Annotated in this window: 14 protein-coding genes; 6 read left to right on the top strand and 8 right to left on the bottom strand. The window is 45.4% G+C overall.

Annotation, left to right across the window (positions count from 1 at the left end):
* The first annotated feature begins 141 nt into the window (after positions 1-141).
* The 3 genes from tkt to ACZ1GZ_RS18050 all read left to right on the top strand — a co-directional run bounded on the left by tkt (position 142) and on the right by ACZ1GZ_RS18050 (position 4,544).
* Positions 142-2,121 carry a transketolase gene (tkt, locus tag ACZ1GZ_RS18040; protein WP_472666282.1) on the top strand — a complete coding sequence of 660 codons (1,980 nt, stop codon included), beginning with the start codon at positions 142-144 and terminating at the stop codon, positions 2,119-2,121.
* Between the two features lie 57 nt (positions 2,122-2,178).
* Positions 2,179-3,180 (top strand): type I glyceraldehyde-3-phosphate dehydrogenase, encoded by a 1,002-nt coding sequence (gap, locus tag ACZ1GZ_RS18045; RefSeq protein WP_472666284.1) that lies wholly within the window; start codon positions 2,179-2,181, stop codon positions 3,178-3,180.
* A 173-nt stretch (positions 3,181-3,353) separates the two neighbouring features.
* Positions 3,354-4,544 (top strand): phosphoglycerate kinase, encoded by a 1,191-nt coding sequence (locus ACZ1GZ_RS18050; protein WP_472668352.1) that lies wholly within the window; start codon positions 3,354-3,356, stop codon positions 4,542-4,544.
* A gap of 17 nt (positions 4,545-4,561) precedes the next feature.
* Here ACZ1GZ_RS18050 and ACZ1GZ_RS18055 read toward each other — a convergent pair whose 3' ends face one another.
* Positions 4,562-5,752: a cytochrome P450 gene (locus tag ACZ1GZ_RS18055; RefSeq protein WP_472666286.1), complete on the bottom strand. Its 1,191-nt coding sequence runs from the start codon at positions 5,750-5,752 to the stop codon at positions 4,562-4,564.
* 223 nt (positions 5,753-5,975) lie between these two features.
* Between ACZ1GZ_RS18055 and ACZ1GZ_RS18060 the strand changes: the two genes are divergently transcribed.
* Positions 5,976-7,004, top strand: coding sequence for a class I fructose-bisphosphate aldolase (locus tag ACZ1GZ_RS18060; protein WP_472666288.1), 1,029 nt, complete (start codon positions 5,976-5,978; stop codon positions 7,002-7,004).
* Between the two features lie 68 nt (positions 7,005-7,072).
* On the opposite strand, the gene ACZ1GZ_RS18065 is transcribed toward ACZ1GZ_RS18060, so the two are convergent.
* Entirely contained in the window at positions 7,073-8,053 is a 981-nt protein-coding gene (locus tag ACZ1GZ_RS18065) for an NAD(P)H-quinone oxidoreductase (RefSeq protein ID WP_472666290.1), read from the bottom strand.
* Between the two features lie 371 nt (positions 8,054-8,424).
* Here ACZ1GZ_RS18065 and rcdA point away from each other — a divergent pair, with 371 nt between their 5' ends.
* Positions 8,425-8,940 (top strand): protease adaptor protein RcdA, encoded by a 516-nt coding sequence (gene rcdA, locus ACZ1GZ_RS18070; RefSeq protein ID WP_472666292.1) that lies wholly within the window; start codon positions 8,425-8,427, stop codon positions 8,938-8,940.
* A gap of 80 nt (positions 8,941-9,020) precedes the next feature.
* On the opposite strand, the gene rpmE is transcribed toward rcdA, so the two are convergent.
* Positions 9,021-9,242, bottom strand: a complete 222-nt coding sequence (gene rpmE / locus ACZ1GZ_RS18075; RefSeq protein ID WP_472666294.1) for a 50S ribosomal protein L31 — start codon at positions 9,240-9,242, stop codon at positions 9,021-9,023.
* A gap of 228 nt (positions 9,243-9,470) precedes the next feature.
* Here rpmE and ACZ1GZ_RS18080 point away from each other — a divergent pair, with 228 nt between their 5' ends.
* On the top strand, positions 9,471-11,255 hold the full coding sequence (locus tag ACZ1GZ_RS18080) for an ABC transporter transmembrane domain-containing protein (protein WP_472666296.1): 1,785 nt from the start codon (positions 9,471-9,473) through the stop codon (positions 11,253-11,255).
* Between the two features lie 21 nt (positions 11,256-11,276).
* Here ACZ1GZ_RS18080 and ACZ1GZ_RS18085 read toward each other — a convergent pair whose 3' ends face one another.
* The 5 genes from ACZ1GZ_RS18085 to ACZ1GZ_RS18105 all read right to left on the bottom strand — a co-directional run bounded on the left by ACZ1GZ_RS18085 (position 11,277) and on the right by ACZ1GZ_RS18105 (position 16,056).
* Positions 11,277-12,308 (bottom strand): peptidoglycan -binding protein, encoded by a 1,032-nt coding sequence (locus ACZ1GZ_RS18085; RefSeq protein WP_472666298.1) that lies wholly within the window; start codon positions 12,306-12,308, stop codon positions 11,277-11,279.
* A 9-nt stretch (positions 12,309-12,317) separates the two neighbouring features.
* The gene (locus ACZ1GZ_RS18090) at positions 12,318-13,343 is read right to left on the bottom strand and encodes a flagellar motor protein MotA (protein ID WP_472666300.1); all 1,026 of its coding nucleotides are present in this window, start codon (positions 13,341-13,343) and stop codon (positions 12,318-12,320) included.
* A gap of 126 nt (positions 13,344-13,469) precedes the next feature.
* Positions 13,470-14,273, bottom strand: coding sequence for an inositol monophosphatase family protein (locus ACZ1GZ_RS18095; RefSeq protein WP_472666302.1), 804 nt, complete (start codon positions 14,271-14,273; stop codon positions 13,470-13,472).
* A gap of 47 nt (positions 14,274-14,320) precedes the next feature.
* A complete protein-coding gene (gene efp / locus ACZ1GZ_RS18100) occupies positions 14,321-14,884 on the bottom strand; it encodes an elongation factor P (protein ID WP_472666304.1) in 564 nt (187 codons plus the stop codon).
* A 104-nt stretch (positions 14,885-14,988) separates the two neighbouring features.
* Positions 14,989-16,056 (bottom strand): tetratricopeptide repeat protein, encoded by a 1,068-nt coding sequence (locus ACZ1GZ_RS18105; protein WP_472666305.1) that lies wholly within the window; start codon positions 16,054-16,056, stop codon positions 14,989-14,991.
* Positions 16,057-16,092: the final 36 nt, after the last annotated feature.

The raw sequence follows: 16,092 nt of genomic DNA on the forward strand, positions 1-16,092 counted from the left end.
ACGAGTCCATCAATTCTCGGCGGATTTTAGAGCTATTTCCCTCCAATTGATTGACTCCTACTATCGAACTGCTATGACTGCCCGCGCTGATTACAGGCAGTTTCTGAGCCCCTCCCTAGACGGTGAAATACAGGCATAAATATGACATCCACAGTAAAACATCATCAAATGGCGAACGCTATTCGTGCGCTTTCCATGGACGCAGTGCAAAAAGCAAATTCTGGCCATCCAGGCCTTCCAATGGGCGCAGCTGATATTGCGACCGTGCTTTTTAGCCAGCACCTTAAATTCGACCCTAAAAACCCAGATTGGCCGGATCGCGATCGCTTTGTGCTGTCTGCTGGTCACGGGTCTATGCTTATCTATTCGCTGCTTTACCTAACCGGATATGATGACATCACGATGGATGATCTGAAAAACTTCCGTCAAACAGGTCATAAAACAGCTGGCCACCCGGAATACGGACATATTTCAGGTATCGAAACAACAACTGGTCCTTTGGGCCAAGGCATCGCAAATGCTGTTGGCATGGCAATCGCTGAACGCAAGCTGGCCGACGAATTTGGTTCAGACCTAGTTGAACACAATACATACGCGCTTGTTGGCGATGGTTGTTTGATGGAAGGTATTAGCCAGGAAGCAATTACTCTTGCAGGTCATTTGAAACTCAATAAGCTTATTGTTTTGTGGGATGATAATAACATCTCAATCGATGGCGCGGTTTCAGTCAGTGATTCAACAAACCAAGCAATGCGCTTCCAATCAGCAAACTGGAATACACTTGCTGTTGATGGGCATGATGCAGATGCAATTTCTGCAGCGATTGAAGAAGCAAAGAAATCTGACAAACCAACAATGATCGCTTGTAAAACGACAATCGGTTACGGCTCGCCAAACAAAGGCGGCACAGCTGGCGCACACGGTGCACCGCTGGGTGATGATGAAATTGCATTAACTCGTGAAGCTTTAGGCTGGACATCAGAGCCATTTGAAATTCCATCAGATATTTTGGATGCCTGGCGTCTTGCAGGTCTTCGTTCTGCAAAAACACGTAAAGACTGGCAAAAACGTCTTGATGAAGGCGATGCAGATATCAAATGTAAATTTGATCGTCGCATGAGCGGTGAACTACCTGGTGCTTTGGCACCGGCGCTTGATGCTTACAAAAAAGCACTTGCAGAAGACAAACCAAAAGAAGCAACACGTAAAGCTTCTCAATTGGTTCTTGAAGTGATCAATGGTGCAACACCTGAAACGCTTGGCGGTTCAGCTGATTTGACCGGTTCAAACAACACCAAAACAAGCCAAACAGCATCGATCACGCCGGATGATTTCTCTGGTCGTTACATCCACTACGGCATCCGTGAACACGGCATGGCAGCGATGATTAACGGTATCGCACTTCACGGTGGTTTGATCCCTTACTCAGGTGGCTTCTTAATCTTCTCAGATTACTGCCGCCCTTCTATCCGCCTTGCAGCATTGATGGGCATTCGCGTGATCCACGTCCTAACACACGATTCTATCGGCTTGGGTGAAGATGGCCCAACTCACCAACCTGTTGAACATATGGCAGCATTGCGTGCGATCCCGAACTTTAACATGTTCCGCCCTGCAGATATCACAGAAACACTTGAGTGTTGGGAATTAGCACTTTCATCAACAGACCGCCCTTCGGGCATTGCGCTAACTCGTCAGGGTCTACCTGCAGTTCGCACATCTTATGTTGAAGAAAACCTATGTGCGCATGGTGCCTATGAACTTGCATCTGAAAGCGATGCTAAAGTGACAATCTTCGCTTCTGGTTCAGAAGTTGAAATTGCTATGGAAGCAAAAGCTGCATTGGACGCAAAAGGACATTCAACACGTGTCGTATCTGTTCCTTGCATGGACTTGTTCGACGATCAGGATGCTGATTACAAATCAGCAATCATTGGTGACAGCCCAATTAAAGTTGCGATTGAAGCTGGCGTTCGCCAAGGCTGGGACCAGTTCATCGGCAATGATGGTATCTTTATCGGCATGAACTCCTTCGGAGCATCTGGCCCATATAAAGAGCTATACAAACATTTCGGCATCACAGCAGAAGACACAGTCGCTGCTGTTGAGGCAAAGCTATAACCATAAAAAGGTGGGGGACAAACCACCCTTTTTAATTCGAATACTCGGAGAACTAATATGACAGTAAAAGTCGCTATCAATGGTTTTGGTCGCATTGGACGTAATGTTTTGCGCGGCATCATGGAATCAGGTCGGACTGATATCGAAGTTGTAGCCATTAATGACCTTGGCCCAGTTGAAACAAACGCACACCTAATGCGTTATGACAGTGTTCACGGAAAATTCCCTGGCACAGTAACAGTCGACGGTGACACAATTGATGTTGGACAAGGTCCGATTAAAGTGACAGCCATTCGCGACCCTAAAGAACTACCTTGGGCAGATGTTGATGTTGCTCTTGAATGTACAGGTATTTTCGCAAATCGTGAAAAAGCATCTATGCACCTTGAAAACGGTTCAAGCCGCGTGTTGATCTCAGCGCCTGGCGGAAACGACGTTAAAACCATCGTTTATGGTGTGAACGAAGATAGCCTCACAGCAGATGATAAAGTTGTTTCAAACGCATCATGTACTACAAACTGTCTAACACCAGTTGCTTATGTGCTTAACAATGCATTTGGCATTGAAAAAGGCTACATGACAACAATTCACTCATATACAGGTGACCAGCCAACACTTGATACAATGCATGGTGATTTATATCGCGCGCGTGCAGCTGCAATGTCGATGATCCCAACATCAACAGGCGCTGCTAAAGCTATTGGACTTGTTCTTCCAGAACTTAAAGGCAAGCTTGACGGTTCTGCGATCCGCGTACCAACACCAAACGTGTCTGTCGTTGATCTTAAATTCATCCCATCACGCAATGTGACAGAAGACGAAATCAACAACGCAATCCGCGAAGCTGCAGATGGTCCGCTAAAAGGCATTCTTGGCTACACAGATGAGCCGTTGGTATCTATCGACTTGAACCACAACCCTCATTCATCGATCTTCCACATGGATCAAACTAAAGTTATGGAAGGCAACCTTGTTCGCATCCTAACTTGGTATGATAATGAGTGGGGCTTCTCAAACCGCATGGCAGATACTGCTGTTGCGATGGGCAAGCTCATCTAATCTCATTAAGACAAAACAATTAAAAACCGGAATGACTTGTTCCGGTTTTTTTGTATAAAGTGTTAGCAATTAGTACAGTAACAACAACATCTCAAAATTAAAGAACAGGTATAGTGCCAACGATTATCTTAGCGATTATCCCAGCGGCAATTATATCAATGCAGGTGACATATATGACATTTAAAACCATTGACGACATTCAAGATATTCATGGCAAACGCGTGCTTGTGCGGGTTGATCTTAATGTGCCGGTTAAAGACGGAAAAGTAACAGATGTCACTCGGATAGAACGTGTTGCACCAACTATTCAAGAGCTTACCAAAAAAGGTGCCAAAGTTATTCTAATGGCCCACTTCGGACGCCCAAAAGGTGAAGTTGTTCAATCCATGTCACTCTCGCCAATTGCAAATTCCGTCGAGGAAGTTTTAGACAGACACGTGCACTTTGCTGATGATTGCATCGGAGAACCTGCAAAAACGGCAATTGACGCGATGAATAGCGGCGATCTTTTACTTTTGGAAAACACCCGTTTCCACAAAGGTGAAGAAAAGAATGATCCAGAATTTGCCAAAGCCTTGGCCGAAAATGGTGATATCTATATTAATGATGCATTTTCAGCAGCGCACCGCGCGCATGCATCGACAGAGGGGTTAACCCATCACCTGCCATCATATGCTGGTCGCACAATGCAAGCCGAGCTTGAAGCCTTGGAAAAAGGTTTGGGTCAACCAATCAGACCAGTTGTTGCAATCGTTGGCGGCGCAAAAGTTTCAACAAAGATTGATCTATTGAGCAACCTGATTGAAAAAGTTGATGCACTTGTCATCGGCGGCGGCATGGCAAACACATTCCTTGCAGCACAAGGAATTGATGTCGGCAAATCTTTATGCGAGCACGATCTTGCAGATACCGCTCGCGAGATTATGGCTAAAGCCAGCACCAATACATGCGAGATTGTTCTTCCAGTTGATGCTGTGGTCGCACGCGAATTTAAAGCGAACGCAGAAAACGAAGTGGTTCCCGTCAATGCAATCCCGAATGATGCAATGATGTTGGACATTGGACCTGCATCTATTGAGGCGGTTAATGATTGGATCACCAAAGCAGATACGCTCGTGTGGAACGGTCCTTTAGGTGCGTTTGAAATCGAACCATTTGATAAGGCGACAGTGTCATGCGCAAAACATGCGGCCGTTCGCTCATCCGAAGGCTTGTTGATTTCCGTTGCTGGCGGTGGCGACACTGTTGCAGCGCTCAATCACGCCGGAGCTGCATCTGACTTTACATATATCTCAACCGCCGGCGGTGCCTTCCTTGAATGGATGGAAGGTAAACCACTACCGGGTGTGGATGCACTTTCCTAAGCAGTTCGCAATTATAATTATTGCGGCTTGATCTTTAGTTCCGTGAGCGCGTTTAATCCAACGCGTTTGCGGAATTTTATTTTATCAGTGGCTAGTTTTAGATCCGGATACTGGCTCAACAACGCCTTAATCGCATGCTTTCCCTCAAGTCTTGCAAGCTGATGCCCTAAACAAAAATGAATGCCGGAGCCAAAGGCAATGTGACGATTTGGTTTACGATCAAGCTTAAGGGTTTGCGGCTCATCAACAATGGCACCATCAAAATCAGCCGCGGTTAGCAGCGCCATGACCAATTCACCCTTCTTTATGTTAACACCGCCGACAGAACAATCTGAAAACGCATATCTTGGCTTTGACAATTGAACGGGCGTCACAAAACGTAAAAGCTCTTCAACAGCTAAATCTATCCGTCCCCAATCGTCAGTTAGCCATTGTTTTTGTTTATCATGTTGTAATAAAGCAAGCACCCCACCACTAATCAGATGAGTGGTTGTTTCGTGCCCTGCAATCAACAGTAAAAACACCATTGCGATGAGTTCATCATCCGACATATCCTGGCCTTCGTTCTTAGCTGCGACGAGTTCGGCAATCAGACCTCGACCATCTGCCGTCTGAGCATCATCTACTCTTGATTTGATATATCTAACCATGGCTTTCAGCCGTGGAATGAGTTTTAAAAAATCCAGAACTCCGTTGATGCGTGTAAATCCTTCCGCCCATCGCGCAAACTGCTCACGATCCTGTTTAGGTAATCCGAGCAATTCACAGATCACCGCAAGAGGAAAACGCCGCGCAAATGTGGAAACTAAATCAACCTCATTTTGATTGCTGAACAATTGTGAGACCATGTCATTGGCCATGTTTTCAATTTCAGGTTCAAGCGCTAAAATAGCTTCACGCCGAAAAGCATGATCAACAATATGGCGCAGACGTTTATGCTCGCCCCCATCCATGGTCAACATATTTGACGCAAGCAGCTGAATTGTCTTTGGCATCCACCATTGCAAACCAACAGCTTTTCCGTTCGGCTTCCGCACACCAAAATTTGCGCTATCTTTTAAAATGGTTGTTGCCATATCCTGATCAGTTGTCAGCCAAACCTTGCCAATAATGGGAATCTTTTGGCGCACCAGACGGCCCTCTTTTTGCAACTCGGAAACCGCATCGAAGGCATTGGACGATAATCTGTCCGAAAAAATGATGTTCATTTGTGGTCTTTAACTCCATTTTCGATGAAAGTTATCAACAGAACTGGGCTGAAATAAGCCAATCGAAAGCGGCTTGTTTACCATGTTAGAAATTAAAATGCGGATTAAATCGTTTAAATTATTTTTAAAACGATTTAGTTATTTTTAAAGCTATTTTAAAAAAATTTAATCCCTGTTATGTGTGTTTTAAATTTACCGAACGACAGTACATGAGGGATTAACAATGAGCGAACGACTAGAAGATATTGCCAAGGCGATGGTCCTGCCGGGTCAGGGTATTCTTGCGGCCGATGAATCGACAGGCACAATCAAGAAACGTCTTGATTCAATCGGAGTTGAATCAACAGCCGATACCCGCCGCGACTACCGTGAAATGTTATTCCGCGCTGATGACGCCATGAAGAATAACATCTCTGGCGTTATTTTGTATGATGAAACGCTTCGTCAATCAGCCAAAGACGGAACGCCATTGGTCGAGCTCATCAAACAATCTGGTGCTGTTCCGGGCATTAAAGTTGATACTGGTGCAAAACCTCTAGCCGGCTTTGACGGTGAAACAGTTACTGAAGGCCTTGATGGATTGCGTGAGCGTTTAGCCGAATATTATGAGCTTGGTGCTCGTTTTGCCAAATGGCGCGGAGTTATCAATATCGCTGAAAATCGCCCTTCCCGCGCATCGGTCGTTGCAAATGCCCATGCCTTGGCCCGTTATGCATCTTTATGCCAGGAAGCAGGCATTGTTCCAATTGTTGAGCCTGAAGTGCTTATGGATGGACCAGATTCGACACACGACATTAATCGTTGTTTCTCTGTCACGCTTGAAACATTGCAAACAACATTTGCAGCGCTGGATGATTTGGATGTCAATCTTGAAGGCATGATCTTAAAACCAAATATGATCGTTCCTGGTATCAATTGCCCACGTCAAGCAAGTGTTGAAGAAGTGGCTGAGAAAACAGTTCTTTGTCTTAAAACGGCTGTACCAAAAGCGGTTCCAGGCATTGCGTTCCTATCTGGTGGACAGACAGAAGAACAAGCAACAGCGCATTTGTCTGAGATGAACAAATCACCAGATCTTCCTTGGGCGCTAACATTCTCCTATGGCAGAGCGCTACAAGCTGCAGCTCTTCAAGCTTGGGGCGGCAAAACCGAAAATGTCGCTGCTGGTCAACGTGCATTTGCGCATCGTGCGAAAATGAACGGTCTTGCTGCCATTGGCACATGGACAGAAACTCAAGAGGCTGCTGCATAAGCAACAAGCACTTTATAGATCTTGAAAAGCCCGCAATCATCCCTGCGGGCTTTTTTTGATACTAATTGCTAGTCAAGCGTCAAAACAATTTTGCCCATGTGTTCGCTTGTCTCCATATAAGCATGTGCATCTGCTGCTTCCGCCAATGGGAACGTTTCATCGATTATAGGTTTCACTTTTTTAATCTCAAGCATTGGCCATACTTGCGTTCGCAATTCATCCGCCACATAAGCTTTAAAACTTATCGGTCTTGCTCTTAATGTCGAACCAGAATGGGTTAGACGTTTGGCCATCAATTGGGCAAAATCAACTTGTGCTTTGCGGCCGCGCTGAAAGGCAATTTGCACAATACGCCCCTCAATTGCTGCAGCGGCATAATTGCGATTGATGTAGTCCCCTCCAACCATATCCAATATCAGATTAACACCTAATTGTTCGGTGTTGCGTTTGATAAATTCAACGAACTCAACTTTTTTATATTCAATGGCGTAATCAGCGCCAAGATCGGCGACAAATTTAGCCTTTTCAGCATTACCAACAGTGGTGAAAACTGTTGCGCCAAAGGCTTTTGCAAGTTGAATTGCCGTTGTTCCAATACCTGAAGAGCCGCCATGAACTAAAAAAGTCTCGCCTTCTTGTAAGTGCCCACGCTGAAACACATTATGCCAAACGGTAAAATAGGTTTCAGGAAGAGCTGCAGCTTCAACCATGGAAAGTCCTAAGGGGATCGGCAGCACATTGCTCTCATGACATTTAGCATATTCAGCATAACCACCTCCGGGCAACAGTGCGCAAACTTGATCACCAACAGCAAATTTGGTGACTTTTTTACCTATGCGCTCAACAATGCCAGCAACTTCAAGCCCGGGGATATCTGTTGCGCCCTTTGGCGGAGGATAATGCCCTAAACGCTGAAGGCAATCAGGTCGGTTGACCCCTGCCGCATGCACGCGAATGAGAACTTCGTCAGGTCCATGTTTTGGATAAGACCGCTGCGCAATTTGTAAGACCTCTGGTCCACCAAACCCGTTAATCTCCACGACCCGCATAATTTACCCCTCTATTATGCCCTATATTTGGGCAGTCTTGCGAAATTATAGTCCCGTTATGAACCAATTTAATATGTTGTTAAGCCTTACAAGTTATTACTAACTTATCCGATAATTCGGATCTGGTAGAAAAAGTAACAGACTTTCTACTCGACGCCTCCCTGTTAAACTCTTGAGGGCCGCTTTGCGGCTCTTTTTTTGTCAAAATCCCAAATCCTAACACAATTTAAGACTTCCTAACGCCCGTTAACCTTTCTTTAAGATATAACTTGCGTATTTTTTAAAAAATCGGCATCTTGTCCGAGTTGCACAGAATACTATAAATTCTGGCAATATGTTGGCGTCAAGTTAGTAGAGAGTGTGAGACTTATATGTCCGAGACCAATCGTAATACAATTCGTTTTTCAGACCATATTGCAAATTCAGAGAGCTTTAAAACTCTTTATGCTGAAGGCATGGGTCTTGTTGAAGAAACAGCTGACTACCTGGACAGTACAGGTCGCGCTGCATCTAAAACTTTGCCGCGAATTGCATCCATTCTTTACTCAGCAGAATCAATGCGATTGACCACACGTCTTATGCAGCTTGCATCATGGCTCTTACTTCAACGCGCTGTGAACAATGGCGAGATGACGCGCGAACAAGCCATGACAGAAAAATCAAAAGTACGCTTGGATAGCTTTAATTGTGACCGCACTGCAGCTGGCTGGGACGAGTTGCCAGAAGCATTTAAAGACTTAGTGGAGCGTTCTTTACGCCTACAAAACCGCGTTGCGTTGCTTGATCGTGAGATTTATCGCCCAGAAGAAGCAAGCGATCAGGACACAGAAACTGAAAATTCTGTACAGGCACAGCTTTCCTTGCTTCAAACAGCTTTCATTAAATAAAGCTTCTAAAATTCATTCAATAAAAAACCCGCCAAATGGCGGGTTTTTTTGTAATATAAATTCTATCAAAATGTCTTTGATTAAAGACCAAGACCAGCAAAACGGTTTTTGAATTTAGTGATACGTCCGCCACGGTCCATAAGCTGCGCGCCGCCACCAGTCCAAGCTGGATGTGAAGTTGGATCAATTTCCAAATTCATTGTGTCGCCTTCAGAACCCCAAGTCGAGCGAGTCATATATTCTGTACCGTCAGTCATTACCACTTTGATAGTGTGGTATTCAGGATGAATATCCGCTTTCATAATAATATTCCTGTCAGTTTGGCACGAAGCCTTGATAACTCTAGTCGGTTTATTTACATCTCATTTGAGGTAAAGCTCACCGCTTCATAATCAAAGCCGTAGTCCTATCGGGCCACGGCTTCATAATTAGATAGCGAGGCTATACATCAACATAGCAATAAGCACAAGAGGTTTAGCGTGATTCTGTCTTAAAGAGTTTTCGTTATTCTTGTTAAGGGGAAAATGTCGTTGACTGATAGCAATCAAGAAGAAAAATCAAAACGCGCGTCACTCAAACCATTAAGAACGCTGCTTCCTTATCTGCTGCGTTACCCTAAGCTGATATTTGGTGCTTGTATCTTTTTACTGCTGGCCGCTGTAACAACATTGACCTTACCTATGGCCGTACGCCGCGTCATCGATAACGGGTTTTCCGGACAAGATGTTGATTTTGTTAATAGCTATTTCACCGTTCTTATGGGGATCGCCATCGTGCTCGCGATCTCTAGTGGGATGCGTTACTATTTTGTTATTCTCATCGGCGAACGCGTGATTACTGATCTCCGACGCGATGTTTTTGATCATATCGCGAATTTGTCGCCCGGATTTTATGATGTTAATCGTTCCGGCGAAATCATCTCCCGATTAACTGCGGATACCACTCAAATTAAATCTGCAGTCGGTGCAACAGCATCCATGGCATTACGTAACTCCATTCTTTGTTTGGGTGGGGTGATCATGATGTTTGTCACATCATTTAAACTCTCACTTTTTGTGATCATCGGCATTCCACTTGTTGTTTTGCCACTCGTTGGCTTTGGACGCGCAGTACGCCGTCGTTCAAGAGATGCACAAGACACGCTTGCTGAAGCTATGGCTTATGCGTCAGAAGCGATTAACGCAACACGCACATTGCAGGCCTTTAATGCTGAAAAAACAGCATCAGGCCGATTTAACAGTGCAGTTGACGATGCGTTTGCGGCTGCAAGAGCTGCTGTGACAACCCGCGCCACGCTAACAGTTTTCACCATTTCATTGGTATTTTGCGGCGTTGTTGGCATTTTATGGTCCGGCGCGCATTCAGTACTCGAAGGCAATATGTCTGCAGGCACGTTGGGGCAATTTTTGCTGTATTCTGTTTTGGCTGCCGGTAGCTTGGGCGCGTTATCTGAAGTTTATAGCGAGCTCTCGCAAGCAGCCGGTGCTGCAGAACGTTTAGGCGAATTGCTGCAAGAACAATCTGATATTCAAGATCCTGAAAACCCAGTTGCACTTCCTATCCCTTCAAGGGGAACGATTGAATTTTCAGAAGTTGATTTTGCTTATCCTTCAAGACCGGACACAAACATTTTGGATAAATTGTCCTTTACAATCAATTCAGGTGAAACAGTGGCAATTGTCGGCCCATCCGGCGCTGGTAAAAGCACGTTGTTTTCGCTCATTTTAAGGTTCTATGATCCAAGCTCAGGTGAAGTGAAAATTGATGGCGTGGATGTTAAAAAGGCAACATTAGAAGATGTGCGCAGCCGTACTGCAATTGTGCCGCAAGATGTAACCATTTTTGCAAGCTCGGTCTCTGATAACATTGCATTTAGCAGACAGGATGCAACTGACGAGGATATCAAAACGGCTTCGGTGAATGCGCTTGCGGATGAATTCGTTAAAGACATGGATGACGGCTATAACAGTATGATTGGTGAACGCGGGGTCACATTATCAGGCGGCCAGCGTCAACGCGTTGCTATTGCCAGAGGCATGCTTAAAGACGCACCGATTTTATTGCTCGATGAAGCGACATCTGCGCTTGATGCTCAAAGCGAGAAGCTAGTACAACAAGCACTTGATCGGATGATGGAAAACAGAACAACCATCGTCATCGCCCATAGGCTTTCAACGATCTTAAAAGCCGATCGTATTCTTGTGATGGATAAGGGTAAGATCGTAGAAGAAGGCACGCACCAAAGCCTGTCGTCTGCTGGCGGGATCTATGCAAATTTAGCCAAGCTGCAATTTGAGCAAGAATTAGAAAAATAACTGAATCTTAAAACGGTGTGCCTAGCGCTCCGTGAGTTTCAGCTCAATCCGGCGGTTCGTATCTCGCGCTTCTTGGCTATCGCCTTCCGCAATCGGTTGGAATTCACCAAACCCTGCCGCAACTAGTCGATTAGCCGGCACGCCCTGCTCGATCAAGAATTTAACCACAGAAGTCGCACGTGCGCTTGATAACTCCCAGTTATCGGCATAACGACCCGTCCCTGACAATGGTACGTTATCAGTATGACCATCAACGCGCAGCACCCAGTTGATTTCAGATGGAATTTCACGCGCCAGATCAAGCATAGCTTCGGCGAGTTTGGCCATTTCAACCTGACCTTCTTCGTTTAGTTCATTACCACCTGAAGGGAACAGAACTTCAGATTGGAACACAAAACGGTCTCCTACGATGCGGATATTCTCACGGTCTGATAAAATTGCCCGCAAACGACCAAAGAAATCTGAGCGATAGCGATTTAGTTCCTGAACACGTTGAGCAAGAGCAACATTTAATCGACGTCCTAAATCAGCAATCTTAACCTGTGCTTCCTCGTCTTTGTTTTCAGATACTTCCAAAGCATCCTCAAGTGCAGCCAATTGTCGACGCATAGCTGAAATTTGTTGATTTAAGAGATTAACTTGGTTCAACGCGCGTTGAGAAACTTTCTTTTCTTCATCAAGATCTTGATTGAGACTGCTAATCTGCGCATCGGCAGATTGTGACGCGCCAGCGCCATCATTAAGCAATTGCTCAAGACGCGAACGTTCGCTTTCTGCGGATGATAACGAGGCCTGAAGGTTTGCAAGCGTATCTTCCAAATCCTGGCGACCCGCTTTTTCAAGCGCCAGCAATTGGGTAAGCTCATTGATCTGGGAATTAAGGCGGGTTAGCACCTCATCACGGCCGCTAATCTCGCGACTTAAAAAGAACTGCGCCAACACAAATACGGAGAGCAAGAACATAATAGCCAGGAGCAATGTTGATAGCGCATCAACAAATCCAGGCCAGTAATCGACTGATCGATCGCGGCGACGGTTGCGAGAAAGAGCCATATCCCCGCCCTACTTATCTTTAATCCGGTCGGCTAACTTATCGAGCGTCATTCGCATAGATTTGGATTCCTCTTGCTGAGCATCAATCCAATCACGCAACATTTGCTGCTCGTTGCGCATATTTTTAACAAGCCCTTGTATACCTTCCGCCAAGTTCGCCATGGCAGCTGTCGTACGCTGGTTGGTTCCACCATCGACAGAAAGGTTTTTCAGATGCTCAGCAACCGCCTTTAGCTCTTCTGAACTATCAGCATTTGTTGTGATCGTAGGTACATTTGCTGCACCTACATCAGAGGTCACATCAGTAACCGATGCCAGCCAATTCTCAAGTTCCGCATAAAAACGCGACTGCGCCCAACCAGCTTGCAAATCAATGAACCCAAGTATGAGAGAACCTGCAAGACCAAACAGAGATGATGAAAAAGCCGTACCCATGCCATCGAGCGGCGCACCTAAACCAGTTTTAAGCGCGGCCAACACATCTTCTGTATTACCTGAACCTGCATCTAGCGAACCGATCACATCTTTAATTGAGCCGATGGTGCCAAGAAGACCCCAGAACGTACCCAACAGACCCAAAAACACTAAAAGACCAATTAGGTATCTCGTCGTGTCACGAGATTCATCCAATCGGTTAGCAATGGAATCCAAGATTGATCGAAGTGAAGATGTTGAAAGAGCCTTCTCGCGCTGTCCGCTGAATAGAACACGCATAGGCGCAAGCAAAATAGGATCGCGGCTAACTTTATCAGCATCGCCCGCCGCTCTAAAAGAATTAACCCACTTAACTTCTGGCCTTAACTGCGTGATTTGACGAATGGCAAGAAATACACCTGCAAGCAAAACAAAGATAATTAGGCCGTTCAACCCAGGATTTGCAAGAAATGCTGTCTGCACCTGCCGGAATAATACAGCAACAGCAAACCCAACAAAAACCAATGATATCAATACACTAAATAGAAATACAATTGGACTAGAAAGCTTGTTTGGCGCTTTACCATTTTCAGAAACTTGGTCCCACGTCGAATTAGCCATACCCTAATATCCGCCTAAATTTTTATACACTTATCCCCGTATAGGAACTCTAAGCAAAAAAATGGCGAAAATAAAAGCGTTTCCGAGAAACTTCGTTAAAAAAGATAGTTAATTGGTAAAAGCTTATTAAGCCTTTTTCGGCGCAGGACGCGAAACAACTTCGCTCAATGACTTTTGAATATATTCATTACCAGCAACAAGCGAACCTTTTTCAAGCAATTTCGTCCCGCCATCAGCATCATAAATAAATCCACCAGCTTCACGAATAAGCACGATGCCAGCAGCTATATCCCAGGGTGCTAACCCCTCTTCCCAATAGCCATCAACGTGACCTGCTGCTAAATAAGCCAGATCAATGGATGCAGCACCTGTGCGACGCACACCAGAAACTTCACCCATCACGTTAGCAAGTTGCACAAGGAACTTACCGTGATTACCACGGCCCAAATGCGGAACACCACATGTGACAATAGAATCGGTAAGTTTTTTGCGACCCGCAACACGTAGGCGGCGATCATTCATATAAGCGCCACCACCTTTTTCTGCCGTAAACAACTCATCTGTCGCAGGATTAAAAATAACGCCAGCAACCAATTCACCACCGCGTTCTAGTGCGATGGAAACAGAGAACATCGGAAAACCATGCAGGAAATTTGTTGTGCCATCCAAAGGATCGACAATCCAACGGTGGGTTCCGTCGGTTCCTTTAATCTCTTCACCCTCTTCACCCAAAAATCCATAGGTTGGGCGGGCTTTTAATAGCTCCTCGCGCACAATTTTTTCAGATTTTAGATCCGCTTGGCTAACATAATCAGATGGGCCTTTAACCGACACCTGAAGCTGCTGCACTTCACCGAAATCTCGAGAGAGTGAGCGACCTGCCTTCATAGCGGCTTGAACCATGACGTTGAGTAATGCTGAACGTGCCATTTTAAAATCTCTATTTTGTTTTAGCGCAAAGGTGAAAAGTCCAAAGACTATTCAGAGCGACGAACGTAAGTTAACTCGTTAGTGTCAACGATCACTTTTTCACCCGCTGAAATAAACGGCGGCACAAGAATACGCACACCATTTTCCAATACTGCTGGTTTGTAAGATGATGCAGCTGTTTGACCTTTTACAACAGGGTCAGCTTCCGCAATTTCCAAAGTAACTTGATCTGGCAACCGGACACCAATGGCTTTTTCTTCAAACAACTCAACAGTCACCATCATGCCATCCTGCAAGAACGCGGAACGATCACCGACAAATTCCGCTTGAAGTTCAAGCTGCTCATAGCTTTCAGTATCCATGAAAACAAGCATGTCATCTTGAGCGTATAGATATTGAAAATCTTTTTGCTCTAAACGAACGCGCTCAACAGTTTCGTTGGCACGAAAACGCTCATTAAGTTTTGTACCGTCAATGAGGTTTTTCAATTCAACCTGATTAAATGCACCGCCTTTACCTGGCTTAACAGCGTTTGTTTTCACAGCTGCCCATAGGCCACCATTGTGCTGAATAACATTTCCAGGGCGGATTTCATTACCGTTAATTTTCATGGACAAATTCCAATTTATTGAGGGAAGCCCAAACAGAATTGGGGCAATTGCCGCTTCAAGAACATAAAACGTGCTGTTTTTCAAGCCTTAGTCGATATGAATGGTTAAAAACGCAGCTCATTTGCAGCAGCCAACGCTTCTTTTTGCTCTTCAACTGTTAACCCCTGATAAAAATCCTCAAGGCTTGCATCTTCAAGACCGGCCCGCCGAGAAATGATATACCACTTCCCCGCCTCAATCGGATTCCCACGGGTGCCAATCGCTTGAATATAAAGATGCGCCAGTCGATTTTGTGCAATGACATTACCTTTAAGCGCCGCAAGGCTCATCCATTCGAAACCAGCCTCAAAATCACGATCACCGCCAACACCATCAATCAGCCAAATCGCAAGATCCAAACGTGCCGTATCATACCCAGCGCGCGCGGCAGAAATGAGGTGACGCCGGGCAATTGCACGCTTGGCATCATCAACATCAAGCGCATTGATATAGATTTGCGATAAGGCGTATTGCGCATCAGGGACCCCGCGCGCCGCTGACTTTTCAAAAAACGGAAGCGCTTCACGGATACCAACGGTGCCCGGTTTATCGGCTACAAGCAATTGCGCGTAATTAAACTGGGCTTTTGGGTTTCCAGCCTCAGCAGATTGCTTCATCAACGCGCGGGCACGTTCGTCATTGCGCTCAACATATTTACCATCTGTCAGCAAAAGTGCGAGTTTATACTGTGCCGCAGGATCACCATTTTTAGCCGCTTGATCATACCAAAAAACCGCATCATCCATGCTCCGACCAACACCAAACCCTTCGGCAAACAATTCAGCCAATAGCGTTTGCGCAGCAGGATCACCGAGCTGTGCGCGAGGCAGTGCAAGTTCCATCGCCTTTAAATATTGCCCACGCTGGAAAGCACCAAATGGTAGCCACGCTGCTTCATCAATTTCTTTTGCAATCACACGATCCGTTTTACCTGATTGCTGTTGCTCAGGCACTTGAAATGCGCTCAAATCTTCAAATGGTGCACTGGGGATCGTCTTAAGAACTTTCAAATTTGGCGGTTTCGGTGCTGCATCTGAATTTTCATCGCTCGGAACAGGCACAAACTGAGCCTGGGCATTTGAAAAACTCATAAATATAAGCATGGCAAACGGCACCAATCTATATTTTGACATTAAGTTCTCCAGTGTTTGCGACAAATCTAAGGTATG

The sequence above is a fragment of the Lentilitoribacter sp. JB5-8 genome (assembly GCF_055693385.1).